A 25,462-nucleotide genomic window follows, 5' to 3' on the forward strand; every position below is an offset into this window, starting at 1 on the left:
AACTATTGATGATTAACTCTGCCTGAGATCCTGGGTATGGAATCTCAGTTTACAATTGAGGGAATACCACAAGAGTTTGCGGGAGATGAAAGCTGTATCAAACTTCGGAACTCAGGCGATGAAACTTGCAATTTGGGCACGGAAAGGATAGGATGGAGGCATAGATAAGAATAAGTATTGTTATTGCAAGCGCCCGTGATCGGCGGATTTGAGGTGAAATATGGCACTGAGATATTCCAGGCAGCGTGAGCTTATCGCCAGAAATTTAAAAAACCGCAGCGACCATCCCTCCGCCGATATGGTATATGCGTCCGTGCGCGAACAGATGCCCCACATTTCACTGGGAACGGTATATCGCAATTTGAAGGACATGACGGCTTGCGGGGAAGCGATCAGCTTCATGGTCGACGGCAAGGAGCATTTTGACGGCCGAAATACGCCTCATATCCACCTCTGCTGCAGCCGGTGCGGGAGCATTGTGGAACGCCTGGTGATCCCGGAGGAGCTTCAGCTTCTGGCAGGGGATTCCTTTAAGGTGGAGAACGTCATTCTCCAGGGGATCTGCGAGTCCTGCCGCCAGAAAGAAGTGGAAGATCGCGAGAAGGTCGAGAACGCGGGGTGATGTTCCACTTCATGACAGAAGCGGAACGCCTTTTGTGAGTTTCTTTGGGAGCCCTCCGGGAATCATTTCCTGCGGGGGCTCCTTTTTTGTGCTATATTGATGCGGAGAATGCAGGCTTATTGGGGCACACAGATTCATCGACTGAGAACGATAAGCGCGGCGGAAATGAGAGGTCAGATGCAAAATTATCGGCTGAAAATTGCATATGATGGAACCCGCTACGCAGGCTGGGAACACCAGCCGGGTCAGGAGACCATTCAGGGAAAGCTGGAGCAGGCCCTGGCTCGTATGTGCGGCCTCGCGATGAATGAGAGGGATTTCATGAGGCCGGACACCCCTGTCAAGCTGATTGGAGCCGGGCGGACAGATGCCGGAGTCCATGCCAGGGGGATGGTGGCTTCTATTGCGTTTGAAGCCCCTGCCTACCGGCCGGGCCCCTGGGAGCGCAGGGAGAGTAAAGGACGGGACAGAGGAAATCGGCCAGGAAATATGACCTGGCATGCGGAGCCCAGCGCGCAGCTGACGCGAAGAAATCAGCCCAGAAGTATGACCTGTCAGGAAATGCAGGATTATCTCAATCACTACCTGCCGGACGATATCTCCGTGGTCACGTTCAAGGAGGCGGCAGCCCGCTTTCACGCCAGATATAAGGCGGTCGGTAAGACCTATCAGTACACGGCCTTTGACGGCAGGGTCAAGCCGGTTTTCAACCGCAGGTACTACACGCCCCTGGAAGAGGAACTGGATGTCAGCGCCATGCAGGAGGCGGCGAACTGTTTGCTGGGCGAGCATGATTTCAGATCTTTCTGCGGCAATCCCAAAATGAAGAAATCCACGGTCCGCAGGGTAGACCGGATTGAAATCCGCAGGAGCAAGGGATACGTTTACTTCAGTTTTCACGGGACCGGTTTTTTACAGAATATGGTTCGCATCCTGGTGGGAACGCTTATGGAGGTGGGATGGCATCGCATGAGACCACAGGATGTCGAGAAGATTCTCGAGGCCAGGGACCGCAAGGCTGCGGGACCGACCGCCCCGGCCAGAGGGCTGTGCCTGATCAGGGTAGATTACGATTGAGTCCGCAGCCCTTTGCGCGGGGATAGCGGGCGGCAGGGCAAGCCGCCTGATCAGAGCTGGTGAAAACTGACTCCACGGTCTTTGCACGGGGATAGTGAGACCGGGGAAGAGAAAAGAGGCGCAGAGAGGACCACAGGGGATGAGAGGTCAGGGATGATCAATTATTACAGGACAGACGAGGGAGTCATTCAGAAATTAAAGGATTATGACGAGGGAGCCTGGGTGCAGCTGACCAATCCCAGTCCGGAGGAGTGCGTTGAAATAGCCGACCGCTTTCAGATGGATGTGGCTGATGTTCGGGCGGCTCTGGATGATGAGGAGTCCTCCAGAATTAGTTTGGAGGAGGGATATACGCTTATTCTGGTGGATATCCCGACTGCGGAGATCCGCAATAATCGCAACTCTTATCAGACGATTCCCCTGGGGATCCTGCTGAGAGAGGATGTGGTTATCACGGTCTGCACGGAGGAGACAGCGGTTCTTCAGACATTTGTGGATCAGAGCATGAAGGAGTTCTCCACCAAGAAGCGGATGCGCTTTGTCTATCAGATTCTCTATAATTCCAATATTGTCTATCAGTCGCTTCTGCGCACCATTGACCGAAAGCGCAAAGAGATAGAGGAGAGGATCAATGGTTCGACGGGGGAATCTGACCTCTTTGATCTGCACGAGCTGGAGTCCAACCTGGTCTATTTCGCCACCTCACTCCGAGCCAATTCCATGGTTCTGGACCGGCTGACCCGTTACGGAAGGCTCCAGCAGTTCCCGGAAGACCGAGATCTGCTGGAGGATGTCATCATTGAGAACCGTCAGGCGATCGAGATGACGGGAATCTACCGGGATATTATCAACGGGACCAGAGAGCTTCTCTCCACGGTGATCAACAACCGCCTGAACGACGTCATGAAGATTCTGACCTCCGTCACCCTGATTCTGGCCATCCCAACGATCGTCTCCGGAATCTATGGCATGAACGTGGACGATCAGTGGATGCCTCTTGCCCATGTGCCTCACGGCTTTGGAATCATCATACTGATCACCCTGGTTATTTCTGTCCTGATTGCCTGGCTCCTGCACCGCAAGAAGATGCTGTAAAGCGACCGCTTGCGCCGCAAGGGAGAATCAGACCATTGGAGGAGACGGGAAGGCCGACCTCCTGAGCCTCAACCCTGCCGTCAAAGGAGGACAGAGCCGAAGAGAGCATATAGCTTAAAACCGCGGGCTGCAGGCCTGTCGTATAGGAATTAATCAAGAAGAAGAGCGGATCATCCTTTAAGATCCTGGCCGCAAGGCAGATCAGAGGATAGACCTGCTCTTCGATTTTCCAGATCTCCCCCTTGGGGCCTCTTCCATAAGAAGGAGGATCCATGATAATGGCATCATAGCGTCTGCCCCGGCGGATTTCCCGCTCGACGAACTTGCCGCAGTCATCTACCAGCCAGCGGATGGGGGCGTCTGCAAGACCGGAGGCGGCGGCATTCTCTCTGGCCCAGGTCACCATGCCCTTAGAGGCGTCTACATGGGTGACAGCTGCCCCGGCCCTGGCCGCGGCTAAAGTGGCGCCGCCGGTGTAAGCGAAGAGGTTGAGAACCTTGATCTGGGACTGGGGACTGGTGGCCTTGCGCTTTCGGATGAGCTCAGAGAACCAGTCCCAGTTGGCCGCCTGCTCCGGGAAGAGGCCGGTGTGTTTAAAAGAGAAGGGCTTGACGCGAAAGGTCAGCTGCCCGGCAGTGGGGAGCTCATAGGAGATCTGCCATTCCTGCGGCAGGTCAAAGAACTCCCATTCGCCGCCGCCCCGTCTGGAGCGGTGATAGTGGGCGTTGAGCCTGTTCCAGTGAGGATCCCTGCGGGCTGTGTCCCAGATAACCTGAGGGTCCGGGCGAAGCAGGGTGTAGCTGCCCCAGCGCTCCAGCTTCTCCCCCCCGGAGCAGTCGTATACTTCGTAGTCTTTCCAGCGATCTGCCAGCCACATAGGCATTTTCCTCCGTTGTTCTTTCCGTTAAATATGAAATACGATTGCTGCCGCTCCAATATGATTGCGGCGGCGGGGGCAATCTGTTTGTCTGATAAGATCTCTGATCCAGTTCTTATTCCGGTTGCTGAGTCAGCCGAATGTATGCGCTCATACAAGACGGTAAGAGTATAGCATAGGGACACTAGATATAGGAAGAATGGCGAGGAGAGAGAGCAGATTTAGATGAGGTAAAAAATGTTTCCGAAAAAATACAAAAGATGTCCTTCTGTGCTTGTCAGGCCCTGAAAATTCGTGTATAGTAACTCTTGCTGTGACATTGATAGCGTTGAAGCGTGAGGTTGCTGCCCCTGTGGCAGGTTTTCCGTGGAGCGAATGTCAAGTTAGGAAACTGGCGACAAGTCACTGTATCACAAACAAAGGTCTGCCTTTGAGCAGATACCACGTGTGCTTTCGATAGGACACACACGGAAATGTGTACAGTCACCGCTTGTCGTACTGAGAAAGTGCGAAGGAGGCGACTTTTTTTATGGCAGCACAGGTAATGAGAATCACTTTAAAGGCGTATGATCATGAGCTGGTTGACGCATCGGCCAAGAAGATCATCGATACCGTAAAGAAGAACGGAGCGGAGGTGAGCGGCCCCGTACCTCTTCCGACCAAGAAGGAAGTAGTTACGATTCTGCGCGCCGTACACAAGTACAAGGATTCCAGAGAGCAGTTCGAGCAGAGAACGCACAAGAGGCTCATCGACATCCTGACCCCGACCCAGAAGACAGTAGATTCTCTGTCACGTCTTGAGATGCCGGCAGGCGTTTACATCGACATCAAGATGAAGAACAAGTAATGAGAACAGACGACTGTTCTAGGATGAATACGGCATTTGCCGTATTCCGCTGTAGATCACAGGAGGTTAATAATGAATAAAGCGATCTTAGCTACCAAAGTCGGAATGACCCAGATCTTCAATGAAGACGGCGTCCTGATTCCGGTCACTGTACTTCAGGCAGGCCCCTGCGCGGTTACGCAGGTTAAGACTCTGGAAAACGACGGCTATGAGGCCGTACAGGTTGGCTTTGTGGACAAGAAGGACAAAATCAACACCAAGGACGCGGCAGGCAGGAAAGAGGTGCATCACAGACATGGCGTGAACAAGCCCCTCAAGGGACATTTCGCCAAGGCCGGTGTCGAGGGCAAGAAATATGTCCGCGAGTTCCGCTTTGAGAATGCTTCCGAGTACAAGCTCGGCGACGAGATCAAGGCCGATATCTTCGCGGAGGGCGATAAGGTCGACGCGACCGCAATCTCCAAGGGAAAGGGCTTCCAGGGCGCCATCAAGAGACTGGGCCAGCACAGAGGCCCCATGGCTCACGGCTCCAAGTTCCACCGTCATCAGGGCTCTAACGGCGCCGCATCCGATCCCTCCAAGGTATTCAAAGGCAAGGGAATGCCCGGACACATGGGCAGCGTTAAGGTGACCATCCAGAACCTTGAGGTTGTCAAGGTTGACGCCGAGAACAACCTGCTCTTAATCAAGGGCGCTGTTCCGGGACCCAAGCGGTCCTTAGTGACGATTAAGGAAAGCGTCAAGGCTGGCAGGTAAGTAAGAGAGGAAAGGAGGAACTTTAACGATGGCTAAAGTATCCGTATTCAATATGGAGGGCAAGGAGGTCGAGCAGATGGAGCTTGCCGATTCCGTATTCGGTGTAGAAGTAAATGATCATTTGGTACACATGGCTGTTCTGCAGCAGCTGGCCAATAAGCGCCAGGGAACCCAGAAGGCCAAGACCCGCTCAGAGGTTCGCGGCGGCGGCCGCAAGCCCTGGAGACAGAAGGGGACCGGTCACGCGAGACAGGGATCAACCAGATCTCCCCAGTGGACCGGCGGCGGCGTCGTATTTGCCCCCACTCCCCGCGACTATTCCTTCAAGCTCAACAGGAAGGAGAAGAGGGCGGCTCTCTTGTCCGCGCTCAGCAGCCGCGTGCAGGAGAATAAGCTGATCGTTGTCGACCAGCTCGCCTTTGATGAGATCAAGACCAAGAAGTTCGCAGAGGTTCTCAAGAACCTGAAGGTAGAGAAGGCTCTGGTGGTTCTGGGCCAGGATGACGAGAAGGCAATCATCTCCGCCAGGAATATCCCTGACGTCAAGACGGCGCAGACCAACAGCATTAACGTTTATGACATCCTCAAGTACAACACCCTTGTTGTCACCAAGGAGGCTGTTAAGTCGATCGAGGAGGTATATGCATAATGGCTAACGTACAGTTCTACGACGTAATCCTCAAGCCTCTCGTAACGGAGAAGTCTATGAGCGGCATGGCAAATAAGGAGTACACCTTCCTTGTACATCCCGAGGCCAACAAGACCATGATCAAGGAAGCAGTTGAGAAGATGTTCGATGGCGTCAAGGTCGCCAGAGTCAATACCATCAACTGCGAGGGCAAGGCCAAGCGGCAGGGCAGAGGCCCTCTGGGCAAGACGGCCAGGACCAAGAAGGCCATTGTCAAGCTTACGGAGGACAGCAAGGATATCGAGGTATTCGCCGGCCTGTAAGACAGAAACAGGGACCCTGTCCCGAGAGTATGTGCAGTGAAGCACGAGAATAAACACAGCAATGTGAAAGGAGTTTAACGTGGGAATTAAGGCATATAACCCATATACACCTTCCAGAAGAAACATGACCGGCTCTGATTTCGCCGAGATCACCAAGAGCACCCCGGAGAAGAGTCTGACGACCTCTCTGAAGAAGCATGCAGGAAGAAATAACCAGGGTAAGATCACCGTTCGCCACCAGGGCGGCGGAAACAGACGCAAGTACAGATTGATCGACTTCAAGAGACTGAAGGATGATGTGCCCGCGAAGGTGGTCGGCATCGAGTATGATCCCAACCGCACCGCGAACATTGCCCTGATTGTCTACGCAGACGGCCAGAAGGCATATATCCTGGCGCCTGCCGGTCTTACCGACGGCATGACGGTCATGAACGGCGAGAACGCAGAGATCCGTGTGGGCAACTGTCTCCCCATCGAGAAGATCCCTGTAGGTACCATGATTCACAATATTGAGCTCTATCCCGGCAAGGGCGGGCAGCTGGTTCGGTCTGCAGGCAATGCGGCGCAGCTGATGGCCAAGGAGAACGGCTACGCGACCCTTCGCCTTCCCTCCGGCGAAATGAGAATGGTTCGCCTGAACTGCAGAGCCAGCATCGGCGTCGTAGGCAATGGCGATCACTCCCTGATCAAGATTGGTAAGGCCGGCAGAAAGCGCCATATGGGTATCCGGCCGACCGTCCGCGGTTCTGTCATGAACCCCAACGACCATCCCCATGGAGGTGGTGAGGGTAAGGCTCCTGTTGGACGTCCGGCGCCTTCAACACCCTGGGGCAAGCCTGCTCTGGGTCTGAAGACCAGAAAGAAGAACGCAAAGTCTAACAAGCTTATCGTAAGAAGACGCGACGGTAAGGCAATCAAGTAAGGAGGATACAATGGCACGTTCATTAAAGAAGGGACCATTTGCTGACGAGAGCTTATTGAAGAAGGTTAACGCGATGAACGCTTCCGGCGACAAGACCGTAATCAAGACCTGGTCTCGTCGTTCCACAATCTTCCCGAGCTTCGTGGGACATACCTTTGCAGTCTATGACGGCCGCAAGCATGTTCCCGTCTATGTAACCGAGGATATGGTCGGACATAAGCTTGGTGAGTTCGTAGCCACCAGAACCTTCCGCGGCCACAAGGGCAACGAGAAGAAGACTGGTGTCAGATAAGCGTAATATTCGAAAGGAGGTTTCCGCACCATGGCAAGAGGACACAGATCCCAGATCAAGCGTGAGAGAAACGAACAGAAAGATACAAGACCTTCAGCAAAGCTTTCCTATGCCAGGATTTCCGTTCAGAAGGCTTGCTTCGTATTAGATGCCATCCGTGGTCTCGACGTACAGACCGCGCTTGGCGTTGTGACCTACAACCCCAGATATGCTTCCAGCGTAATCGCCAAGCTCTTAAAGAGCGCAATCGCCAACGCCGAGAACAACAATGGCCTTAATGTCAATGACCTCTATGTCGCTGAGGCTTATGCCAATCAGGGACCGATCATGAAGCGTATCAGACCCAGAGCGCAGGGGAGAGCTTATCGCATCGAGAAGCGCATGTGTAACATCACCCTGGTACTGGATGAGAAGTAAGAAGGAGGAATGACATGGGACAGAAAGTTAATCCCCACGGCTTAAGAGTCGGCATTATCAAGGACTGGGATTCCAGATGGTATGCGGAGAAAGAGTTCGCTGATTTCCTCGTCGAGGACCATACCATCCGCGATTTCCTCAAGAAGAAGCTCTACGGCGCCGGTATTTCCAAGGTTGAGATCGAGAGATCCTCTGACCGCGTCAAGGCCATCGTCTATACCGCCAAGCCCGGTGTTGTCATCGGCAAGGGCGGAGCTGAGATCGAGAAGATCAAGGCTGAGGCTCAGAAGCTGACGAAAAAGAAGCTTCTCATCGACATCAAGGAAGTGAAGAGGCCGGATAAGGACGCGCAGCTTGTTGCGGAGAACATTGCCCAGCAGCTGGAGAACCGTGTCTCCTTCCGCCGCGCCATGAAGTCCACTATGAGCCGCTCGATGAAGACCGGGATCAAGGGGATCAAGACCAAGTGCTCCGGACGCCTGGGCGGCGCGGATATCGCCCGCAGCGAGTCCTACAATGAGGGCACCATCCCCCTTCAGACCCTGCGCGCGGATATCGACTACGGCTTCGCTGAGGCGGATACGACCTACGGAAAGGTCGGCGTCAAGGTCTGGATCTACAAGGGAGAGGTTCTTCCTAACAAGAACAAAGCGGAAGGAGGCGCTCGCTAATATGTTAATGCCTAAGAGAGTAAAGCATCGCAAGCAGTTCCGCGGCACTATGACCGGGAAGGCTATGCGTGGTAATAAGATTTCTAACGGTGAGTACGGCCTTGTGGCCACGGAGCCCTGCTGGATCAAGTCCAATCAGATCGAGGCAGCCCGTGTCGCCATGACCCGTTATGTGAAGCGTGGCGGTAAGATCTGGATCAAGATCTTCCCCGACAAGCCTGTGACTGCCAAGCCCGCCGAGACCCGAATGGGATCAGGAAAAGGCGCTCTGGAGTACTGGGTTGCCGTTGTTAAGCCGGGGCGCGTGATGTTCGAGATCTCCGGCGTACCGGAGGAGTCCGCGAAAGAGGCTCTTCGCCTTGCGATGCACAAGCTGCCCTGCAAGTGCAAGATCGTTTCCAAGGCAGACTTAGAAGGCGGTGAGAACGAATGAAGACGAATACATTTGTTACAGAGTTAAAGTCCAAGTCTCTTGCTGAGCTCAGCGCCCAGCTCGAGGATGCTAAGAAGGAGCTTTTCAATCTGAGATTCCAGAACGCTACCAATCAGCTTGAGAATACCAGTCGTATCAAGGAGGTTCGCAAGAACATCGCCCGCATCCAGACTGTGATCACTGAGGCAGGGAAGAATCAGTAAGATTCGATCTTAGATTGAGAGAGGAGAACAATCGTGGAAGAAAGAAATCTTAGAAAGACACGCCAGGGCGTTGTTGTCAGCGATAAGATGGATAAGACGATCATAGTTGCGATCAAGGATAATGTAAAGCATCCTCTGTATGGCAAGATTGTGAAGAGAACCTACAAGCTTAAGGCGCATGACGAGAACAACGAGGCCCATGAGGGCGATACCGTTCGCGTCATGGAGACCAGACCCCTGTCCAAGGACAAGAGGTGGAGACTGACCGAGATCGTAGAGCGCGCTAAGTAATATAGGAGGCTACATTATGGTACAGCAGGAAACTAGATTGAAGGTAGCCGACAATACTGGTGCGAAGGAATTGCTTTGCATCCGTGTCCTGGGCGGCTCCACAAGAAGATACGCAAATATCGGCGACATCATCGTTGCTTCCGTCAAGAGCGCAACACCCGGCGGAGTTGTCAAGAAGGGCGATGTTGTCAAGGCGGTTGTCGTTCGCTCCGTCAAGGGTACCCGCCGCAGCGACGGTTCCTACATAAAGTTCGATGAGAATGCCGCCGTGATCGTCAAGGACGACAAGACCCCCGTAGGAACCCGTATTTTCGGACCCGTGGCAAGAGAGCTTCGCGATCACAAGTTCATGAAGATCGTTTCTCTGGCCCCCGAAGTGCTGTAAGGAGGATTACGATGGCTACAATGAAGATTAAGAAAGGCGATATGGTCCGCGTGATCGCCGGCGCAGATAAGAATAACGAGGGAAAGGTTCTCTCCGTTGACCCCAAGAAGGGCAGACTTGTCGTCGAGGGCATTAATATTGTAAAGAAGCACACCAAGCCCAGTATGACCAATCAGGCCGGCGGAATCATTGAGGAGGAGGCTCCCATTGATATCAGCAACGTCATGCTTTTAGTCGACGGCAAGACGACCCGTGTCGGCTTTAAGATAGAGGACGGCAAGAAGGTTCGCGTTGCCAAGGCAAGCGGCGAAGTGATCAAATAAAGAAGGAGGCCATTTCGTTGAGTAGATTAAAGGATCAGTATCAGAACGAGATCGTCGAGGCGATGATCAAAAAGTTCGAGTACAAGAATAAGATGGAAGTTCCCAAGCTTGCGAAGATCGTCGTAAATATGGGCGTCGGCGAGGCAAAGGAGAACGCGAAGGTTCTTGAGAGCGCGGTGAAGGACATGGAGACCATCACGGGTCAGCATGCCGTTACGACCAAGGCCAAGAAGTCTGTGGCCAACTTCAAGCTTCGCGAGGGACAGGCAATCGGCTGTATGACGACCCTGCGCGGTGAGAAGATGTATGACTTCATGGATCGGCTGGTCAATCTGGCTCTCCCCCGTGTGCGTGACTTCCGCGGCGTGAACCCCAATTCCTTCGACGGCAGAGGTAACTATGCCCTTGGAATCAAGGAGCAGATTATCTTCCCTGAGGTCGAGTATGACCAGGTGGACAAGGTCCGCGGTATGGATATCGTGTTCGTTACAACTGCAAAGACGGATGAAGAGGCACGCGAGCTCCTGAGGCTCTTCGGCATGCCTTTCGCGAAGTGATTCAGGAGGAATATATTACATGGCTAAGACATCTATGAAGGTAAAGCAGCAGCGCGGCGCCAAGTTCTCCACCAGAGAGTACTCACGCTGCAGAATCTGCGGTCGTCCTCACGCATACCTCAAGAAGTACGGCGTTTGCAGAGTTTGCTTCCGTGAGCTGGCGTACAAGGGTGAGATCCCCGGCGTTAAGAAGGCATCCTGGTAAGCAGAAGGAGGAATTTTTATCATGACTATGAGTGATCCCATCGCAGATATGCTTACGAGAATTCGTAACGCAAACACTGCAAAGCACGATACAGTTGATGTTCCCGCATCAAAGCTGAAGGTCGCAATCGCAGGCATCCTCGTTGACGAGGGCTACATTGCCAAGTACGACCTGGTTGAGGCCGGCGCGGGTCAGAACATCCATATCACTATGAAGTACAACGCGAACAAGACGGAGAAGATCATCTCCGGCATCAAGAGAATCTCCAAGCCCGGTCTGCGTATCTACGCGGGAAAGGACGAGATCCCCTATGTGCTGGGAGGCCTTGGAATCGCGATTTTGAGCACAAACAAGGGAATTTTGACCGACAAGCAGGCCCGCAAGGAAAAGGTCGGCGGCGAGGTTCTGGCCTTCGTTTGGTAAACAGAATCCCCAGGACAGCTATGACAATGGCGTAAGCCATAACAAATTTAGGAGGTACGGGCATGTCACGTATTGGAAGAATGCCAATCGCAATTCCTGACGGCGTAAGCGTAGAGATTGCAGAAAATAATCATGTGACGGTGAAGGGTCCCAAGGGAACGCTTGAGAGAGATCTGCCGATTGAGATGACCATCGAGGTAGAGGGATCTGAGGTGAAGGTTTCCAGACCCAATGATTTAAAGAAGATGAAGTCTCTTCACGGACTGACCAGATCCCTGCTCAACAACATGGTTCTGGGCGTCAAGGAGGGCTTCTCCAAGGCGCTTGAGATCAACGGCGTGGGTTACAGGGCCGTTAAGAAGGGCAAGGAGCTGACACTCCACCTTGGTTATTCTCATCCGGTTGTAATGAATGATCCCGAAGGACTTGAGACCACACTCGAGGACAATAAGATTACCGTTTCCGGAATCGACAAGGAAGCGGTCGGTCAGTATGCAGCCGAGATCAGATCCAAGAGAGTTCCTGAGCCATATAAGGGTAAGGGTATCAAGTATGTCGACGAGACGATCCGTCGTAAGGTCGGCAAGGCTGGTAAGAAATAAGTAAAGGAGTGAGGCATAATGATTACGAAGAAATCAAGAACGGAAGTCCGTGTCAAGAAGCACAGAAGAATTCGCAACACTCTTTCAGGAACCGCTGCCAGACCGCGTCTGGCCGTATTCAGAAGCAATCAGCACATGTATGCGCAGCTGATTGACGATGAAGCGGGCAAGACCCTTGTTTCCGCATCGACTCTTGATGCAGACGTAAAGGCTGACCTTGAGAAGACGAATAATGTAGAGGCAGCTTCCAGGCTGGGAACCGTCATTGCCAAGAGGGCAATCGACGCCGGCGTCAAGGAAGTCATCTTCGACAGAGGCGGCTTCATCTATGCGGGCAAGGTGGCCGCACTGGCTGATGCCGCAAGAGAAGCTGGTCTGGAATTCTAAGAGGAGATAATACATGAAGCGTACGATTATTGACCCCAGTCAGATGGAGTTAAACGAGAACGTAGTTGCGATCAAGCGCGTCACCAAGGTAGTCAAGGGTGGACGTAACATGCGCTTCGCAGCTCTGGTGGTTGTCGGCGACGGCAACGGCCATGTTGGCGCAGGTCTTGGCAAGGCGACAGAAATCCCCGACGCCATTCGCAAGGGCAAGGAGGACGCAGCCAAGAACCTCATCGAAGTGAAGCTGGACGAGAACAAGTCCATCACGCACGATATCATTGGAAAACACACAGGTGCTTCTGTTCTTTTAAAGAAGGCTCCCGACGGAACCGGTATCATCGCCGGCGGCCCCGCGCGCGCAGTATGTGAGCTTGCGGGAATTGCCAATATCCGTACCAAGTCTCTGGGATCCTCCAACAAGCAGAATGTCGTCCTGGCAACCATCGAGGCGCTCCGCCAGTTGAAGAGTCCTGAAGAGGTCGCCAGACTCCGCGGCAAGTCCGTTGAAGAGATCGTCGGTTAAGGAGGAATGCGAAGATGGCTAATAAGTTAAAAGTAACGCTTGTAAAGTCTCCCATCGGCAATGTTCCCAAGAACAGAAAGACCGTTGAGGCTCTCGGACTGCACAAGATGCATCAGACGGTTGAGCTCCCTGACAACGCGGCTGTCCGCGGCATGGTTCGTCATGTGGCTCATCTGGTAAAGGTAGAGGAAGCATAATAGGAGGTGCCAGAAATGGATTTATCCACTTTAAGACCTGCGGAGGGCGCAACCTTCAGTGATGCGGGCAGAAGAGGCCGTGGACACGGTTCAGGTAACGGCAAGACCGCCGGCAAGGGACACAAGGGACAGAAGGCCAGAAGCGGCGCCCCGAGGCCCGGATTCGAGGGCGGCCAGATGCCTATTTTCAGAAGACTCCCCAAGAGAGGCTTCAAAAACCGCAACAGCAAGCAGATCGTTGCGATTAACGTATCTGCCCTTGAGGTATTTGACAACGACGCAGTTGTAACCGTAGCAGCCCTCAAGGAAGCCGGAATCATCAAGAAGGAGCTTGACGGAGTCAAGATCCTCGGCACTGGTGATTTGACCAAGAAGCTCGATGTTCAGGTAAATGCCTTCTCTGCGTCTGCCAGGGAGAAGATCGAGGCACTTGGCGGCAAGGCAGAGGTGATCTGATATGTTGAAAACACTCCACAACGCGTTCAAGATTAAGGATATACGCAGACGGATCTGGTTTACCCTGATGATCTTAGTGGTTGTCAGAATCGGATCTATGATTCATCTGCCCGGCGTTCAGGGAGATGTGTTCAACAATCTGTTCTCTTCTACGGGGGGAGCATCTGATTTCCTGGATGCGATTACGGGCGGATCTCTCAGCCAGATGTCCATTTTCGCATTGAACATCACGCCGTATATCACATCATCCATTATTGTGCAGCTTCTGACCATTGCCTTCCCGGCTCTGGAGGAGATGCAGAGGGATGGGGAACAGGGACGCAAGAAGATGACCCGGATTACGCGTTATCTGACGGTCGGCCTGGCTCTGGGAGAGTCACTGGCCATGGCGATCGGATTCGGCCGCGGCGGCTACCTGGTTCAGTTTAACGCCCTCTATGTCTTTGAGGTTGTGGTTGCACTGACGGCAGGCTCGACCATTCTGATGTGGCTCGGAGAGCGGATTACGGAGAGAGGCGTCGGCAATGGAATCTCCATTGTCCTTGTCATCAATATCATCTCCCGCATTCCGCAGGATCTCCAGACCCTCTTCAAGCAGTTTATCAGCGGCAAGGCTGCGGCCAAGGCCGTTCTGGCGGCTCTTGTCATTCTGGCGATTATTCTGGCGGTGGTCATTATGACCGTGTATCTGCAGGACGCGGAGCGCAAAATTCCGGTCCAGTACTCCAGAAAGATTGCCGGGAGACGAAGCGTGGGCGGAACCAGCAGCCACATTCCCCTCAAGGTGAATACCGGAGGCGTTATCCCCGTTATCTTCGCCCAGTCCCTGATGCAGACGCCTGTGATTCTGGCGGCTCTTTTGGGCAAGGGCAACGGCAATGGAATCGGATCCAAGATCTTAAAGCTCTTGTCCCAGTCCCACTGGTTCCACACAGCGGAATGGATCTATACAATCGGCGCTGCGATTTACGTGGTTTTAATCATCGCGTTCGCGTATTTCTATACATCAATTACCTTTAATCCGCTGGAAATCGCCGATAATATCAAGAAGCAGGGTGGCTTCATCCCCGGGATCCGTCCCGGTAAGCCGACCAGTGACTACCTCAGCGGAATCCTTCGCTCCATCATTCTGATTGGAGCGGTCGGCCTGACCATCGTCACCATGCTTCCCATTATCTTTAACGGATTGTTTAATGCCAATGTTTCCTTTGGCGGAACGTCTTTGATTATTATCGTGGGCGTTGTGATTGAGACGCTCAAGCAGATCGAATCGCAGATGATGGTTCGAAACTACAAGGGCTTCCTGAACAATTGACGAATTGACGGGGATATGGTCGCAAGATCCTATCCCCATGATTCATGACAAGGATGCCCACAGCCTGTATTCGATGACAGAAGATGGGAGAATTTGCGCAAATGAAGATTATTATGTTAGGGGCTCCCGGCGCCGGAAAGGGAACGCAGGCCAAGCAGATCGCCTTGGCTTATGGGATTCCCCATATCTCTACAGGGGATATCTTCCGGGCCAACATCAAGAATCGGACCCCGCTGGGGAAAAAGGCCAAGGAGTATATGGACGCGGGAAATCTGGTTCCCGATGAACTGACCTGCGACCTTTTGATGGATCGCATCGGGCAGGATGACTGTGAGGACGGCTTTGTCCTGGATGGATTTCCGAGAACCATTCCCCAGGCCCGGGCTCTTGGCAAGGCCCTGACCGCCAGGGGAGAGAGCATCGATTTCGCGATCAATGTTGATGTCCCCGATGAGAATATTATCAGGCGCATGTCCGGCAGACGTGTCTGCCCTTCCTGCGGAGCCACCTATCATCTGGCTGCTCTGCCGCCTGAGAAGGAGGGAGTCTGCGACGCCTGCGGATCAGAGCTGATCCAGAGGGCGGATGACAGCGAGGCCACGGTGGCAAACCGCCTGCAGGTCTACCATGAGCAGACCCAGCCTCTCATCGATTACTATGAGAGGGAAGGGGTACTTAAGACAGTGGACGGAACCCGGCCCATGGATGTGGTTTTTGCGCAGATTAAGGCCATTCTTGGCAATGAATTGGAGGTATCGAATGTCGAAAGCAGATGTGATTGAGGTTGAGGGTAAGGTCCTGGAGAAGCTTCCGAATGCCATGTTTTCTGTGGAATTAGAGAATGGGCACCAGATTCTGGCTCATATCAGCGGGAAGCTTCGGATGAACTATATCCGTATCCTGCCCGGAGATAAGGTGACAGTAGAGATGTCTCCTTATGATCTGACCAAGGGGAGAATTATCTGGAGAGATAAGTGATTCAGATGAATCAATGCAACCCACATCTGCCTGTGTGACGGTAAACTGATCCATAGGGAACAGCGTCATCGCATATTGTAAGCGCGTATATTATGGAAAGGAGGAAGCTTCAAGTCCCTGTGGCTTGAAGCTTCCTCCTTTGTGTGAATTCGTTTTTCACAGACACTATGTCAAATGCCGGAGCGGGATCCTTCGGGGACCAGATCCAATACTGTGTTTGGGGGATTTTTTGGCTGTTTTTCACAGATCTCTCTGCCCGCGTCAGAGTCCGCAGGAGGTCCTGATCAATTCTGCATAGGCTTTTTGCCCGTCGGGCTTCAAGTGAATCCCATCGGAGAAGAACCAGCTGCGGTGTCCCTTGGCATAACTGGCCCAGTCGATCAGATGGACATTGGAATTGGCGTCAGCCAGGGCTTTGATGGTGGCGTTGGATTGGGCCGCCCAGGCTACGCCGGGGGCGTAGACAGTCACCCAGTAGATCTGGCGGTCGGATCCTAGCTGGTCGATGATCTCCTGCCCGACAGACTGACGGAAGGCCCCATTGGTGCCCAGGTGGAGAATGATGATATTGCCCAGGAGATTTTTCTCCTTCAGGGAGTTAATAAGGTCTTTGACCGCCCAGGCCTGGCGTGAGACCTTGCCGTCGACATAGATCCCGGGGATCTGACTTGAGAGGGCGCTGGAGGCGTCCAGGAGAACGGAGTCGCCAATGGCGGTGACGGAATAGTTCCTGGAGGCATCTGTCTGGTTAGAGCCCCCCTGCGCATCGGCATTCCTCTGATCCTGCTGCTGTTGCTGGCTCTTTAACTCCTCTTCCATCTGCGCCTGGTCCTTTGCCTGGGCGGCAATCGCGCGGCCGCTGATCTTCCATTGAAGGGCGCAGAGGAGCAGGCAGACCAGAAGAAGGGCCAGGTAAATCCTCCTTCGGGTCAGATGGCGGGATCCGCCGGAAAGAGGGAGAGAGGACAGCTTTCTGCCCAGGAAGCTGAGGCTGACGGTAAGGATCGCGATGAGGGCCAGGCAGAGGATCTTCCAGAGAGGGTGCGAAGAGTCCTGGCTGCAGTGGCTGACAAAGAAGATGACCGGGTACATCAGAAGGTAGATCAGATAGCTGGATTGGCCTACCGCTCTCAAGATCGGATGATCCAGCAGACGCCCCAGGAGGGAGGGCATCCAGATGACCATGAGCATGAGAAGGGCAAAGAGAAGACTCGCCAGCTGCATCAGGCCCCGGTAGTTGGCCGCGGAGGAACCGTCAAGCGTCAGGCTCAGCGTCAGGATTCCGATGGCGGCCAAAACGGCAATGGCAAGGCCGGCTGCCCGATGCGCCTTAAAGTAAGCGCGCGGCTTTCTGACCGGGAGAAAGGCGGCGGCCATTCCCAGAAAGAGGGAGAAAGCGCGGGTGTCGGTTCCGTAATAGATGCGGGAGGGATCGTGATCGGGGCGATAGAGAAGGCCGGCCTCCAGCATGGACAAAAAGGACAGGAGGATCAGAAAGCAGAAGCAGATCCGCCGCAGGCCGAATTTCCTGATCCGCGGACGGAGGCGGTTGAGCAGAAGCAAAAGCAGGGGCCAGATGAGATAGTACTGGAAGGTCAGCCCCAAAAACCAGAGGTGGGTAAAAGGGGAGCTGTTGGCGAGACGGGTGAAGTAGCTGGCGTTCTGGGCAATCTGCCAGAAGTTGTTAAAGCCAAAGAGGACGCTGAGCACTTCGGGCAGAACCCGCCTGGGATAGGAGGGATAAAGGACCAGCAGAGCCAGGGAGGACAAGACCAATACCATGAGAAGAGGGGGATAAAGACGGAGGAATTTCTTCTTATAATATGTTCCCGCATAAAAGGGCTTCCCCTGGACGACATCCGGGTTCTTCACAAGGATGAGATAGCCCATGAGGGTGAAGAAGAGGGTGACGCCGAGATAACCGCCGGGGACTTGCTGCGGCATGAGGTGATAGAGGACAATTCCCGTAATGGCGATGGCGCGAAGCCCGTCGAGGCCCAGAATGTGTCCGCGAGATGAAGTCGGCATAGTGAAATCCCCCTGATCAGCTTCCGTCGGTCCCGACAGATCATTCTCCGGAGAAAAATGACCTGTAAAAGACCAGGTGTCAATACAACAGTATATCATGGATACAAGATCTTGTGCAGATGGGAAGGAGAGATGGAGTATAGGCCCTAAATGCCTATTTTACGCGGTTTTGGTTGACATCGCAGTGGGCAGATGATATCATTTGCCCTAGACGCTTTTGGAAAGAAGGCTCTAAGTGCGCCCATTTTTAGGGAAAGCTGTGACTGACCCACACCGTAAAAACCCTGAGACAGCGCGAAACTAACGAGAGGAGGAAGGATCTGTGAAGGTAAGATCGTCTGTGAAGCCTATGTGCGAGAAGTGCAAGGTCATCAAGAGAAAGGGACGCATCAGAATCATCTGCGAGAATCCCAAGCACAACCAGAGACAGGGATGATAATTCCCAAATGACGTGCGGCTGCAGCCGGCCGGTCTGGGCCAGGCTGATTATAGATTCCAGGCATTGCATACCGAGTGCCGGGGAAGATATCGCGAGAGCGAAAGGCGGAATCGAGGACATACACACATTTCAGGCCGGGAGACCGGAGCTGTATGGGGTAGAGACTGCTTCTACTGATAACGGATACCCAGGTATCCAGGATTTTATGGAGGTTAAATACACATGGCTCGTATCGCAGGTGTAGATTTACCAAGAGAGAAGCGAATTGAAATTGGTTTAACTTACATTTACGGAATCGGCAGAGCTAGTTCAGATGCGGTGCTCGCGTCTGCTAATGTGGATCCGGACACCCGTGTCAAGGATCTGACCGATGATGAAGTAAAGAGAATCAGCAACGCAATTGAGGAGACGCTTACCGTCGAGGGTGACCTCAGACGGCAGACAGCTCTTGATATCAAGAGACTGCAGGAGATCGGCTGTTATCGCGGCAAGCGCCATCGTCAGGGTCTGCCCGTTCGCGGTCAGAAGACCAAGACCAATGCCAGAACCCGCAAGGGACCCAAGAAGACCGTTGCGAATAAGAAGAAGTAATTGCATAACGAGAAAGTAGGTTAGTTAGACATTATGGCTAAAGTGACAAGAAAAGTTACGAAGAAGCGCGTAAAGAAAAACGTTGAACACGGACAGGCACATATCCAGGCATCTTTCAATAACACCATTGTGACTCTGACAGATGCGCAGGGAAACGCTCTTTCATGGGCAAGTGCCGGCGGTCTCGGATTCAGAGGTTCAAGGAAATCTACTCCCTATGCTGCACAGATGGCTGCGGAGACTGCCACCAAGGCAGCTCTTCCTCATGGCCTTAAGACCGTTGACGTCTTCGTCAAGGGGCCGGGTTCAGGTCGTGAAGCCGCGATCCGCGCGCTTGCGGCTGCCGGATTGACGGTACAGAGCATCAAGGACGTTACCCCCGTTCCTCATAACGGCTGCCGTCCCCCCAAGCGTAGAAGAGTTTAATTAGGAGGTTCATCAAAGATGGCTATTGATAAGACACCAGTCCTTAAGAGATGCAGATCCCTTGGTTTGGATCCTGTTTTCTTAGGCGTAGATAAGAAGTCCAAGAGGCAGCCCCGCAACTCTCGCCGCAAGGTTTCCGAGTACGGCAAGCAGCTGAAGGAGAAGCAGAAGGCCAAGTTCATCTATGGCGTTCTGGAGAAGCCTTTCCGTAATTACTACAGGCAGGCGGACGTCAAGAAGGGTCAGACCGGTGAGAACCTGATGACGATCTTAGAGTCCCGTCTCGACAATGTCATATTCCGTCTGGGCTGGGCCCGCACCCGCCGCGAGGCAAGGCAGATTGTCGACCACAAGTTCGTCACGGTCAATGGCAGGAAGGTCAATATCCCCTCCTACCTTGTGAAGGCCGGAGATCTTGTTGAGATCGTTGAGAAGAAGAAGACCCTCCAGCGCATGAAGGATATCATCGAGGTCACCGGAGGACGCATGATTCCCGACTGGCTTGAGGCCGATACGGAGAATCTGAAGGCTACTGTCAAGTCGCTTCCGACCAGAGATCAGATCGATGTCCCGGTCGATGAGATGCAGATCGTCGAGCTGTATTCTAAGTAATTAGAGTCGTTTATCAAGACCTTGCATAGTCGATAGGGAGGGCATATAAATGCTGGATTTCAAAAAACCAAACATTGAGATCGCAGAGATTTCTGATGATAAGAAGTATGGCAAGTTCGTCGTAGAGCCCTTGGAGAGAGGTTACGGAATCACCCTCGGCAATTCACTGCGCAGGATTATGCTCAGTTCTATGCCCGGTGTCGCTGTAACCCAGATTAAGATCGAGGGCGTTCTGCACGAGTTCAGCTCAATCCCTGGAGTGAAGGAAGACGTCACTGAGATCGTTCTGAATATCAAACAGCTGGCAATCCGTAGCAACAGTCAGACGGATGAGCCCAAGGTCGCCTACATCGAGTATGAGGGCGAGGGGACCGTCACTGCAGCGGATATCCAGGTGGATTCCGATATCGAGATCGTGAACCCGGATCTTGTGATCGCGCATCTGAATGGCGGCTCTGACAGCAAGCTGTACATGGAGCTGACCATCAGCAAGGGAAGAGGCTATGTCTCTTCCGACAAGAATAAGACGGATGACACACCCATCGGTGTGATCGCGGTTGATTCTATCTACACCCCTGTAGAGCGTGTCAACATGAATGTTGAGAACACGCGTGTCGGTCAGGTGACTGACTTCGACAAGCTGACATTAGAGGTCTGGACCAATGGAACAATCGGTCCGGACGAGGCGGCAAGCCTTGCAGCCAAGGTGCTCTCTGAACACCTGAATCTCTTTATTGATCTCTCCGAGAATGCCAGGAACACAGAGATCATGGTAGAGAAGCCGTCCGCGGATACGGCGAGCATGAAGATGATGAACATCGACGAGCTCGAATTATCTGTGCGTTCTTACAACTGCCTGAAGAGGGCCGGAATCAACACCGTCGAGGAGCTGGTCAACAAGACGCCCGAGGATATGATGAAGGTTCGTAATCTCGGGCGCAAGTCTCTGGAGGAGGTCCTCCAGAAGCTGCAGGAGATGGGACTCTCACTCCGGCAGACGGAAGAACTGTAAGAAGGAAGGAGACGATCTGAGTCTGAGACGATTTGGATTTGTCTTCTGAGAACGCGGATAAGTCCGAAGGGCGCCGCGCTCTGAAAACCCCGAAGTGGCACAGGGTGACCGATACGGTATGTCGTTCACCAGTAAGCACACGGGCGATGGGCTGTAAGTCCGATGAAGCAGGCCGATCGCTCCCACCTGACAGGAGGTAATATCATGGCTAAGTATCGTAAGTTAAGCAGAACTTCATCACAGCGCAAGGCGCTTCTTCGGAATCAGGTTACCAACCTGCTCTACAAGGGCCGTATCGTGACTACAGAGGCCAAGGCCAAGGAGGCCGCCAAAATCGCTGAGGGCCTGATCGCGCTCGCGATCCGCGAGAGGAATAACTTCGACGAGGTCTCCGTCCAGGCCAAGGTCGCTGTTAAGGACGCTGACGGAAAGCGCAAGAAGGAAGTCGTAGACGGCAAGAAGGTGACCGTCTATGAGACCATCGAGAAGAAGATCAGGAAGGATCAGCCCAGCCGTCTGCACGCAAGGCGTCAGATGCTCAAGGTGCTCTATCCCATCACAGAGGTAGGAGCCAAGAAGCGTGAGACCAGGAAGGTCGACCTTGTCGCCAAGCTCTTCGATGAGATTGGCCCCAAGTATGATGGCCGCAGCGGCGGTTACACCAGAATCATCAAGATTGGCCAGCGCAAGGGCGACGGCGCGATGGAAGTTGTTCTGGAGTTAGTTTAAGCCTAATCTTTCCAAAACAAGAACGTGAGCCCGTGAAACAGCTGTTTTGCAGCTGTTCCATGGGCAGAAATGAAAATCCCTCCCGGTTTGAAATGCCGGGAGGGATCTTTTTATCCAATCATACACTTAGGGGCGAATGGAAACATCTATTCGCCCCCACATTTATTGTAGAATCACATTTATTGTAGAACCAAAAATTGAGTGAAGGGATAAAACGTCTTGATGAATCTGCCTTCAGACTACGATATCTGACTGCAAATCCTCCTGTCTGAAGAATAAAGGACTTGAACCGATGAGAGAGAGCGGGAGAGCGAAAGCAAGATTAATCGAGCAGCTTGACGACTGTCACACCCGCGTCGCCCTGACCGTAGGAAGCCAGGTCGTAGGACTTGACGTGGGGATTTCCGTTGAGATATTCGTGGACCCGTTGACGCAGGACCCCGGTGCCCTTGCCGTGAACGACGCGAACCTCTCTGAGATGGGAGAGGACGGCGTCATCCAGGTATTTGTCCAGAGCACAGATAGCCTCGTCCCCGCTCATGCCGAGGAGCTTGATCTCAGGCGAGATGAAGGCGGACTTGTTGAAGGAAGAGGCTGACTGTCTGCCGCCGGAGCCCGGGGCCCGCCGTCTGCCGGTTCCGGGTAGCTGCTGTCCGTTTAAGGTCGCTAAGCTCTGGTCGCTGACCAGAACAAGGTCGGTCAGCTTGACGCGGCTGCGGATGATCCCCATCTGGACCTCCAGATGGCCGGACTTGTCCGGAAGAGAGTGGACGGTCGCAGTGACCCCCATGGAAAGGACCTTGACCTTGTCGCCAATATGGAGATCTTTTGCCTTCGGGACAGGGGCCTTTTTTCGCTCCTGCTCCATCCCGGCAGAGGCCCGGGACTTGTTCTGGCGGGTCTTGAGCTTCTCGCCCAGGGCTCTTCGCTCCTGCTCCATGCGGGTCATATCCGCGGCAGCAGCCCGGCCGTACTTATGGAAGTCCCGGATGGTCTTGTCGGCGGTTTCCTTGGCCTCCTTGAGGATGCGGGCCGCCTCAAGGTTGGCAGACTGCAGGACCTTATCTTTGGAGGCGTTGAGCTGGGCCAGCCTCTGATCCAGCTGGATCCGGGTCTTATCGATGGAGGCTTTGGCCGCCCGGGTCTCGGCCTGGGTCTTCTCGATGGCGTTGCGACGGTTCTCCAGGTCGGCCAGCAGGTCTTCGAAGGAGACGCTCTCCTCATCGATACGGCTCTGGGCGTCGCTGATGATGTCCGCGGCCAGTCCCAGCTTAGAGGAGATGGCGAAGGCATTGGACTTGCCCGGAATGCCGATCAGAAGCCGGTAGGTGGGGGAGAGGGTCTCCAGGGAGAACTCACAGGAGGCATTTTCTACGCCCTCGGTTGAGAGTGCGTAGACCTTGAGCTCGGAATAGTGGGTCGTGGCCATGACCCGGACCTGGCGCCTGTGAAGGCGATCTAAAATCGCGGTGGCCAGGGCGGCCCCCTCCGCCGGATCCGTGCCGGCGCAGAGCTCATCGAAGAGGACTAAGGCGTCGTGGCCATTTGACAGAACGGAGTCGACGCCGTCCAAGATATGGACAATATTGGTCATGTGGGAGGAGAAGGTGGACAGAGACTGCTCGATGCTCTGCTCATCTCCGATGTCCGCGTAGACATTGTCAAAGACGGCCAGCTGACTGTGATCCCTGGCGGGAATGTGCAGGCCTGCCTGTCCCATGAGCGTCAGCAGGCCGCAGGTCTTGAGGGAGACCGTCTTGCCGCCGGTGTTGGGACCGGTCACGACCAGGAGGTTGTAGTTCTGTCCCAGGCTGATATCAATGGGGACAACGGTATTTTTGTCCAAAAGGGGGTGACGGGCCGCCTTTAAGCTGATGATCCCCTCTTCATTGAAATCCGGCTGACTCGCGGACATATCGGCTGCCAGCTGGCCCTTGGCAAAGATGAAGTCCAGCTCTGCCAGGCGGTCGAAGTCGATTTGGATGGTCTCGATATTCTCAAGAACCTGATCGGAGAGCGAGCGAAGGATCCGGGCGATCTCTTCCTCTTCCTTCCCCTCCAGCTCACGGAGCTCATTGTTGAGATTGACGACAGACATGGGCTCAATGAAGAGGGTGGCGCCGGAGGAAGAAGAATCGTGAACCATGCCGGGCACGTAGTTCTTGTACTCGGCCCGGACCGGCAGGCAGTAGCGGCCGTCCCGCATGGTGATCACCCCATCCTGCAGGTAGTCCCTGGCAGAAGAGGAGAGCATGCGGTTTAGCTGGAACCTGACCTGCTCATTGACAGAGGCCATGGCCCGGCGAACCTGCCTGAGACCGGGGGAGGCATCATCGGCAAAGGAATCCTCGGAGAGAATGCAGCGGTTGATCTCTTTTGCCAGGCCGGGCAAAGGATCGAGTGCCGCAAAGCGAGAGGTCAGACTGTCGTCGGGCAGACTCTCCCTCTTCTTGGATCCGTAGGCGGCTGCCCGACCGGCCAGGGTCAGAAGAGAGGCGATGGCCAGGAGCTCGCGGGCATTTGCGCTGGCTCCGACCGCCAGGCGTTTGCCCAGGGGGCCGGGGTCGGAAATGCCGCCAAAGGAGAAGGATCCCCCTGCCAGGATACGGCCCAGGGCGTCCGCCGTCTGTCTCTGGGCGAATTGTATATCGCGCAGGTTTGTAAGGGGCTGCAGGCGGTGGCAGCATTCTTTTCCCTTGTCGGAGGAGGCCCGGGCCTCCAGCATGGAGAGAATTTTATGGTATTCGAGTGTTTTGTAGACTTTCCTGTTCATAAGGGGATTATACGATATTTGCGGGATTGTCTGCTATAATGATAAAGCAAATGTGCGCTGCGCCGAGGACGCTTAGAACGGAGAACAAATGAAGTATATCAAGGAGCTGGCTGAGGGAGACCACATCAATGAGATCTATCTCTGCCGCAAGAAGACCCAGGCGACAGCCAAGAACGGCAAACCCTATGAGTCTTTGATACTTCAGGATAAGACAGGCAGTCTGGACGGGAAGATCTGGGATCCGGGCTCCCTGGGCATTGACGAGTACGAGGAGCTGGACTATATCCAGGTGACGGGGGAGGTCATTATTTTCAATGGCAACCGCCAGCTCAATATCAAGCGGCTTCGGCTGGCGAGAGAGGGAGAATACAATCCGGCCGATTTCCTCCCCTGCTCTGAGAGAGATCCCGACGAGATGTATCAGGAACTCCTGAATCTGATCGCCTCTGTCAAAACGCCCTGTATGAGAGAGCTGCTGGAGTCCTTTTTCGTCAGGCAGGAGGGCTTCGCTGAAAAGTTCAAGTTCCACTCCGCGGCAAAAAGCGTTCACCACGGCTATGTGGGAGGGCTTTTAGAGCACACCTTGAGTGTGGCTCAGACCTGTGATTTCTTCGCGTCCCACTATCCCTTCCTGGATCGAAGTCTGCTTCTGACAGCGGCGATTTTCCATGATATCGGGAAGCTCTATGAGCTCTCGCCCTATCCAAAGAACGACTATACGGACGTAGGTCAGCTGCTGGGGCACATTATGATCGGGGCGCAGATCGTGCAGAACCGCATCACCAAGATCCCGGGCTTTCCGCCGACCAAGTCGGCGGAGCTGATCCACTGTATTCTGGCCCACCACGGGGAGCTGGAGTTCGGTTCCCCCAAGAAGCCGGCCATCGCGGAGGCCCTGGCCCTGGCCTTCGCGGACAATGCGGACGCCAAGCTTGAGACCATGAAGGAGGCCCTGGGAGATCTGGCTCCCGGCAACCTCAAATGGCAGGGCTTCAACCGTCTGTTGGATTCCAATATCCGAAAGACCAGCCCGGAAGAAGAGTAAAT

The 25,462-nt window shown here is 54.0% G+C and carries 37 protein-coding genes; 34 read left to right on the forward strand and 3 right to left on the reverse strand.

Annotated elements, in window-relative coordinates; translation table 11 throughout:
• Window positions 1-220: 220 nt before the first annotated feature.
• The 3 genes from HMPREF1508_RS03425 (at window position 221) to HMPREF1508_RS03435 (ending at window position 2,794) form a co-directional block, all read left to right on the forward strand.
• The gene (locus HMPREF1508_RS03425; RefSeq protein ID WP_044959436.1) at window positions 221-622 is read left to right on the forward strand and encodes a Fur family transcriptional regulator; all 402 of its coding nucleotides are present in this window, start codon (window positions 221-223) and stop codon (window positions 620-622) included.
• Between the two features lie 177 nt (window positions 623-799).
• On the forward strand, window positions 800-1,699 hold the full coding sequence (gene truA / locus HMPREF1508_RS03430) for a tRNA pseudouridine(38-40) synthase TruA (RefSeq protein WP_044959437.1): 900 nt from the start codon (window positions 800-802) through the stop codon (window positions 1,697-1,699).
• 153 nt (window positions 1,700-1,852) lie between these two features.
• Window positions 1,853-2,794 (forward strand): magnesium transporter CorA family protein, encoded by a 942-nt coding sequence (locus HMPREF1508_RS03435; protein ID WP_044959438.1) that lies wholly within the window; start codon window positions 1,853-1,855, stop codon window positions 2,792-2,794.
• On the opposite strand, the gene HMPREF1508_RS03440 is transcribed toward HMPREF1508_RS03435, so the two are convergent.
• Window positions 2,745-3,671 carry a class I SAM-dependent methyltransferase gene (locus HMPREF1508_RS03440; RefSeq protein WP_044959440.1) on the reverse strand — a complete coding sequence of 309 codons (927 nt, stop codon included), beginning with the start codon at window positions 3,669-3,671 and terminating at the stop codon, window positions 2,745-2,747. The genes HMPREF1508_RS03435 and HMPREF1508_RS03440 overlap by 50 nt on opposite strands.
• Before the next feature lie 529 nt (window positions 3,672-4,200).
• Between HMPREF1508_RS03440 and rpsJ the strand changes: the two genes are divergently transcribed.
• The 24 genes from rpsJ to infA all read left to right on the forward strand — a co-directional run bounded on the left by rpsJ (window position 4,201) and on the right by infA (window position 15,805).
• Window positions 4,201-4,518 carry a 30S ribosomal protein S10 gene (gene rpsJ / locus HMPREF1508_RS03445; RefSeq protein WP_006906518.1) on the forward strand — a complete coding sequence of 106 codons (318 nt, stop codon included), beginning with the start codon at window positions 4,201-4,203 and terminating at the stop codon, window positions 4,516-4,518.
• Between the two features lie 72 nt (window positions 4,519-4,590).
• Entirely contained in the window at window positions 4,591-5,274 is a 684-nt protein-coding gene (gene rplC / locus HMPREF1508_RS03450) for a 50S ribosomal protein L3 (protein ID WP_006906517.1), read from the forward strand.
• A 28-nt stretch (window positions 5,275-5,302) separates the two neighbouring features.
• Window positions 5,303-5,923 (forward strand): 50S ribosomal protein L4, encoded by a 621-nt coding sequence (gene rplD, locus HMPREF1508_RS03455; RefSeq protein WP_044959442.1) that lies wholly within the window; start codon window positions 5,303-5,305, stop codon window positions 5,921-5,923.
• Window positions 5,923-6,225 carry a 50S ribosomal protein L23 gene (gene rplW / locus HMPREF1508_RS03460; RefSeq protein WP_006906515.1) on the forward strand — a complete coding sequence of 101 codons (303 nt, stop codon included), beginning with the start codon at window positions 5,923-5,925 and terminating at the stop codon, window positions 6,223-6,225. The genes rplD and rplW overlap by 1 nt, the downstream gene beginning before the upstream one ends.
• A gap of 79 nt (window positions 6,226-6,304) precedes the next feature.
• Complete coding sequence (gene rplB / locus HMPREF1508_RS03465; RefSeq protein WP_044959445.1) at window positions 6,305-7,147, forward strand: 50S ribosomal protein L2; 843 nt, start codon at window positions 6,305-6,307, stop codon at window positions 7,145-7,147.
• 10 nt (window positions 7,148-7,157) lie between these two features.
• Complete coding sequence (rpsS, locus tag HMPREF1508_RS03470) at window positions 7,158-7,439, forward strand: 30S ribosomal protein S19 (protein WP_006907298.1); 282 nt, start codon at window positions 7,158-7,160, stop codon at window positions 7,437-7,439.
• A gap of 30 nt (window positions 7,440-7,469) precedes the next feature.
• Window positions 7,470-7,856 (forward strand): 50S ribosomal protein L22, encoded by a 387-nt coding sequence (gene rplV, locus HMPREF1508_RS03475; protein ID WP_006906512.1) that lies wholly within the window; start codon window positions 7,470-7,472, stop codon window positions 7,854-7,856.
• A 14-nt stretch (window positions 7,857-7,870) separates the two neighbouring features.
• A complete protein-coding gene (gene rpsC, locus HMPREF1508_RS03480) occupies window positions 7,871-8,527 on the forward strand; it encodes a 30S ribosomal protein S3 (protein WP_006906511.1) in 657 nt (218 codons plus the stop codon).
• Between the two features lies 1 nt (window position 8,528).
• Entirely contained in the window at window positions 8,529-8,960 is a 432-nt protein-coding gene (gene rplP / locus HMPREF1508_RS03485; RefSeq protein WP_006906510.1) for a 50S ribosomal protein L16, read from the forward strand.
• Window positions 8,957-9,163, forward strand: coding sequence for a 50S ribosomal protein L29 (rpmC, locus tag HMPREF1508_RS03490; RefSeq protein WP_006906509.1), 207 nt, complete (start codon window positions 8,957-8,959; stop codon window positions 9,161-9,163). The genes rplP and rpmC overlap by 4 nt, the downstream gene beginning before the upstream one ends.
• Window positions 9,164-9,196: 33 nt before the next feature.
• The gene (gene rpsQ / locus HMPREF1508_RS03495) at window positions 9,197-9,454 is read left to right on the forward strand and encodes a 30S ribosomal protein S17 (protein WP_044959448.1); all 258 of its coding nucleotides are present in this window, start codon (window positions 9,197-9,199) and stop codon (window positions 9,452-9,454) included.
• Between the two features lie 16 nt (window positions 9,455-9,470).
• The gene (gene rplN, locus HMPREF1508_RS03500) at window positions 9,471-9,839 is read left to right on the forward strand and encodes a 50S ribosomal protein L14 (protein WP_006906507.1); all 369 of its coding nucleotides are present in this window, start codon (window positions 9,471-9,473) and stop codon (window positions 9,837-9,839) included.
• An 11-nt stretch (window positions 9,840-9,850) separates the two neighbouring features.
• Window positions 9,851-10,162 carry a 50S ribosomal protein L24 gene (gene rplX, locus HMPREF1508_RS03505; RefSeq protein WP_006906506.1) on the forward strand — a complete coding sequence of 104 codons (312 nt, stop codon included), beginning with the start codon at window positions 9,851-9,853 and terminating at the stop codon, window positions 10,160-10,162.
• A 17-nt stretch (window positions 10,163-10,179) separates the two neighbouring features.
• Entirely contained in the window at window positions 10,180-10,719 is a 540-nt protein-coding gene (rplE, locus tag HMPREF1508_RS03510) for a 50S ribosomal protein L5 (protein WP_006906505.1), read from the forward strand.
• A gap of 19 nt (window positions 10,720-10,738) precedes the next feature.
• The gene (locus HMPREF1508_RS03515) at window positions 10,739-10,924 is read left to right on the forward strand and encodes a type Z 30S ribosomal protein S14 (protein WP_006906504.1); all 186 of its coding nucleotides are present in this window, start codon (window positions 10,739-10,741) and stop codon (window positions 10,922-10,924) included.
• A 21-nt stretch (window positions 10,925-10,945) separates the two neighbouring features.
• Entirely contained in the window at window positions 10,946-11,347 is a 402-nt protein-coding gene (gene rpsH / locus HMPREF1508_RS03520; protein WP_006906503.1) for a 30S ribosomal protein S8, read from the forward strand.
• A 62-nt stretch (window positions 11,348-11,409) separates the two neighbouring features.
• Window positions 11,410-11,949 carry a 50S ribosomal protein L6 gene (rplF, locus tag HMPREF1508_RS03525; RefSeq protein ID WP_044959451.1) on the forward strand — a complete coding sequence of 180 codons (540 nt, stop codon included), beginning with the start codon at window positions 11,410-11,412 and terminating at the stop codon, window positions 11,947-11,949.
• 18 nt (window positions 11,950-11,967) lie between these two features.
• Window positions 11,968-12,336, forward strand: a complete 369-nt coding sequence (gene rplR / locus HMPREF1508_RS03530; protein ID WP_044959453.1) for a 50S ribosomal protein L18 — start codon at window positions 11,968-11,970, stop codon at window positions 12,334-12,336.
• Between the two features lie 13 nt (window positions 12,337-12,349).
• Window positions 12,350-12,859, forward strand: coding sequence for a 30S ribosomal protein S5 (gene rpsE / locus HMPREF1508_RS03535; RefSeq protein ID WP_006906500.1), 510 nt, complete (start codon window positions 12,350-12,352; stop codon window positions 12,857-12,859).
• A gap of 14 nt (window positions 12,860-12,873) precedes the next feature.
• Window positions 12,874-13,056, forward strand: coding sequence for a 50S ribosomal protein L30 (gene rpmD / locus HMPREF1508_RS03540; protein ID WP_006906499.1), 183 nt, complete (start codon window positions 12,874-12,876; stop codon window positions 13,054-13,056).
• A 15-nt stretch (window positions 13,057-13,071) separates the two neighbouring features.
• On the forward strand, window positions 13,072-13,512 hold the full coding sequence (gene rplO / locus HMPREF1508_RS03545; RefSeq protein ID WP_006906498.1) for a 50S ribosomal protein L15: 441 nt from the start codon (window positions 13,072-13,074) through the stop codon (window positions 13,510-13,512).
• Between the two features lies 1 nt (window position 13,513).
• Window positions 13,514-14,827: a preprotein translocase subunit SecY gene (gene secY, locus HMPREF1508_RS03550; RefSeq protein ID WP_044959455.1), complete on the forward strand. Its 1,314-nt coding sequence runs from the start codon at window positions 13,514-13,516 to the stop codon at window positions 14,825-14,827.
• A 101-nt stretch (window positions 14,828-14,928) separates the two neighbouring features.
• Entirely contained in the window at window positions 14,929-15,609 is a 681-nt protein-coding gene (locus HMPREF1508_RS03555; protein WP_044959456.1) for an adenylate kinase, read from the forward strand.
• Window positions 15,587-15,805 (forward strand): translation initiation factor IF-1, encoded by a 219-nt coding sequence (infA, locus tag HMPREF1508_RS03560; protein ID WP_006906495.1) that lies wholly within the window; start codon window positions 15,587-15,589, stop codon window positions 15,803-15,805. The genes HMPREF1508_RS03555 and infA overlap by 23 nt, the downstream gene beginning before the upstream one ends.
• Window positions 15,806-16,066: 261 nt before the next feature.
• Here the strand turns inward: infA and HMPREF1508_RS03565 are convergent, their stop codons facing one another.
• On the reverse strand, window positions 16,067-17,833 hold the full coding sequence (locus HMPREF1508_RS03565) for an acyltransferase family protein (protein WP_044959458.1): 1,767 nt from the start codon (window positions 17,831-17,833) through the stop codon (window positions 16,067-16,069).
• Window positions 17,834-18,155: 322 nt separating this feature from the next.
• Here HMPREF1508_RS03565 and rpmJ point away from each other — a divergent pair, with 322 nt between their 5' ends.
• The 6 genes from rpmJ to HMPREF1508_RS03595 all read left to right on the forward strand — a co-directional run bounded on the left by rpmJ (window position 18,156) and on the right by HMPREF1508_RS03595 (window position 21,642).
• Window positions 18,156-18,269, forward strand: a complete 114-nt coding sequence (gene rpmJ, locus HMPREF1508_RS03570) for a 50S ribosomal protein L36 (RefSeq protein ID WP_006906491.1) — start codon at window positions 18,156-18,158, stop codon at window positions 18,267-18,269.
• Window positions 18,270-18,494: 225 nt separating this feature from the next.
• Entirely contained in the window at window positions 18,495-18,863 is a 369-nt protein-coding gene (rpsM, locus tag HMPREF1508_RS03575; protein ID WP_006906489.1) for a 30S ribosomal protein S13, read from the forward strand.
• 33 nt (window positions 18,864-18,896) lie between these two features.
• The gene (gene rpsK / locus HMPREF1508_RS03580; protein WP_006906488.1) at window positions 18,897-19,289 is read left to right on the forward strand and encodes a 30S ribosomal protein S11; all 393 of its coding nucleotides are present in this window, start codon (window positions 18,897-18,899) and stop codon (window positions 19,287-19,289) included.
• A gap of 18 nt (window positions 19,290-19,307) precedes the next feature.
• Window positions 19,308-19,901, forward strand: coding sequence for a 30S ribosomal protein S4 (rpsD, locus tag HMPREF1508_RS03585; RefSeq protein ID WP_044959461.1), 594 nt, complete (start codon window positions 19,308-19,310; stop codon window positions 19,899-19,901).
• Window positions 19,902-19,950: 49 nt separating this feature from the next.
• Window positions 19,951-20,913 carry a DNA-directed RNA polymerase subunit alpha gene (locus HMPREF1508_RS03590; protein ID WP_006906486.1) on the forward strand — a complete coding sequence of 321 codons (963 nt, stop codon included), beginning with the start codon at window positions 19,951-19,953 and terminating at the stop codon, window positions 20,911-20,913.
• 204 nt (window positions 20,914-21,117) lie between these two features.
• Entirely contained in the window at window positions 21,118-21,642 is a 525-nt protein-coding gene (locus HMPREF1508_RS03595; RefSeq protein ID WP_044959463.1) for a bL17 family ribosomal protein, read from the forward strand.
• Between the two features lie 322 nt (window positions 21,643-21,964).
• Here the strand turns inward: HMPREF1508_RS03595 and HMPREF1508_RS03600 are convergent, their stop codons facing one another.
• The gene (locus HMPREF1508_RS03600) at window positions 21,965-24,415 is read right to left on the reverse strand and encodes an endonuclease MutS2 (RefSeq protein ID WP_044959466.1); all 2,451 of its coding nucleotides are present in this window, start codon (window positions 24,413-24,415) and stop codon (window positions 21,965-21,967) included.
• An 88-nt stretch (window positions 24,416-24,503) separates the two neighbouring features.
• Here HMPREF1508_RS03600 and HMPREF1508_RS03605 point away from each other — a divergent pair, with 88 nt between their 5' ends.
• Window positions 24,504-25,460, forward strand: coding sequence for a 3'-5' exoribonuclease YhaM family protein (locus tag HMPREF1508_RS03605; protein ID WP_006906483.1), 957 nt, complete (start codon window positions 24,504-24,506; stop codon window positions 25,458-25,460).
• The last annotated feature ends 2 nt before the right edge of the window (window positions 25,461-25,462 follow it).

It is taken from the genome of Shuttleworthella sp. MSX8B, assembly GCF_000524295.1.
In the GTDB taxonomy this organism is placed as follows: Bacteria; Bacillota; Clostridia; order Lachnospirales; family Lachnospiraceae; genus Shuttleworthia; species Shuttleworthia satelles.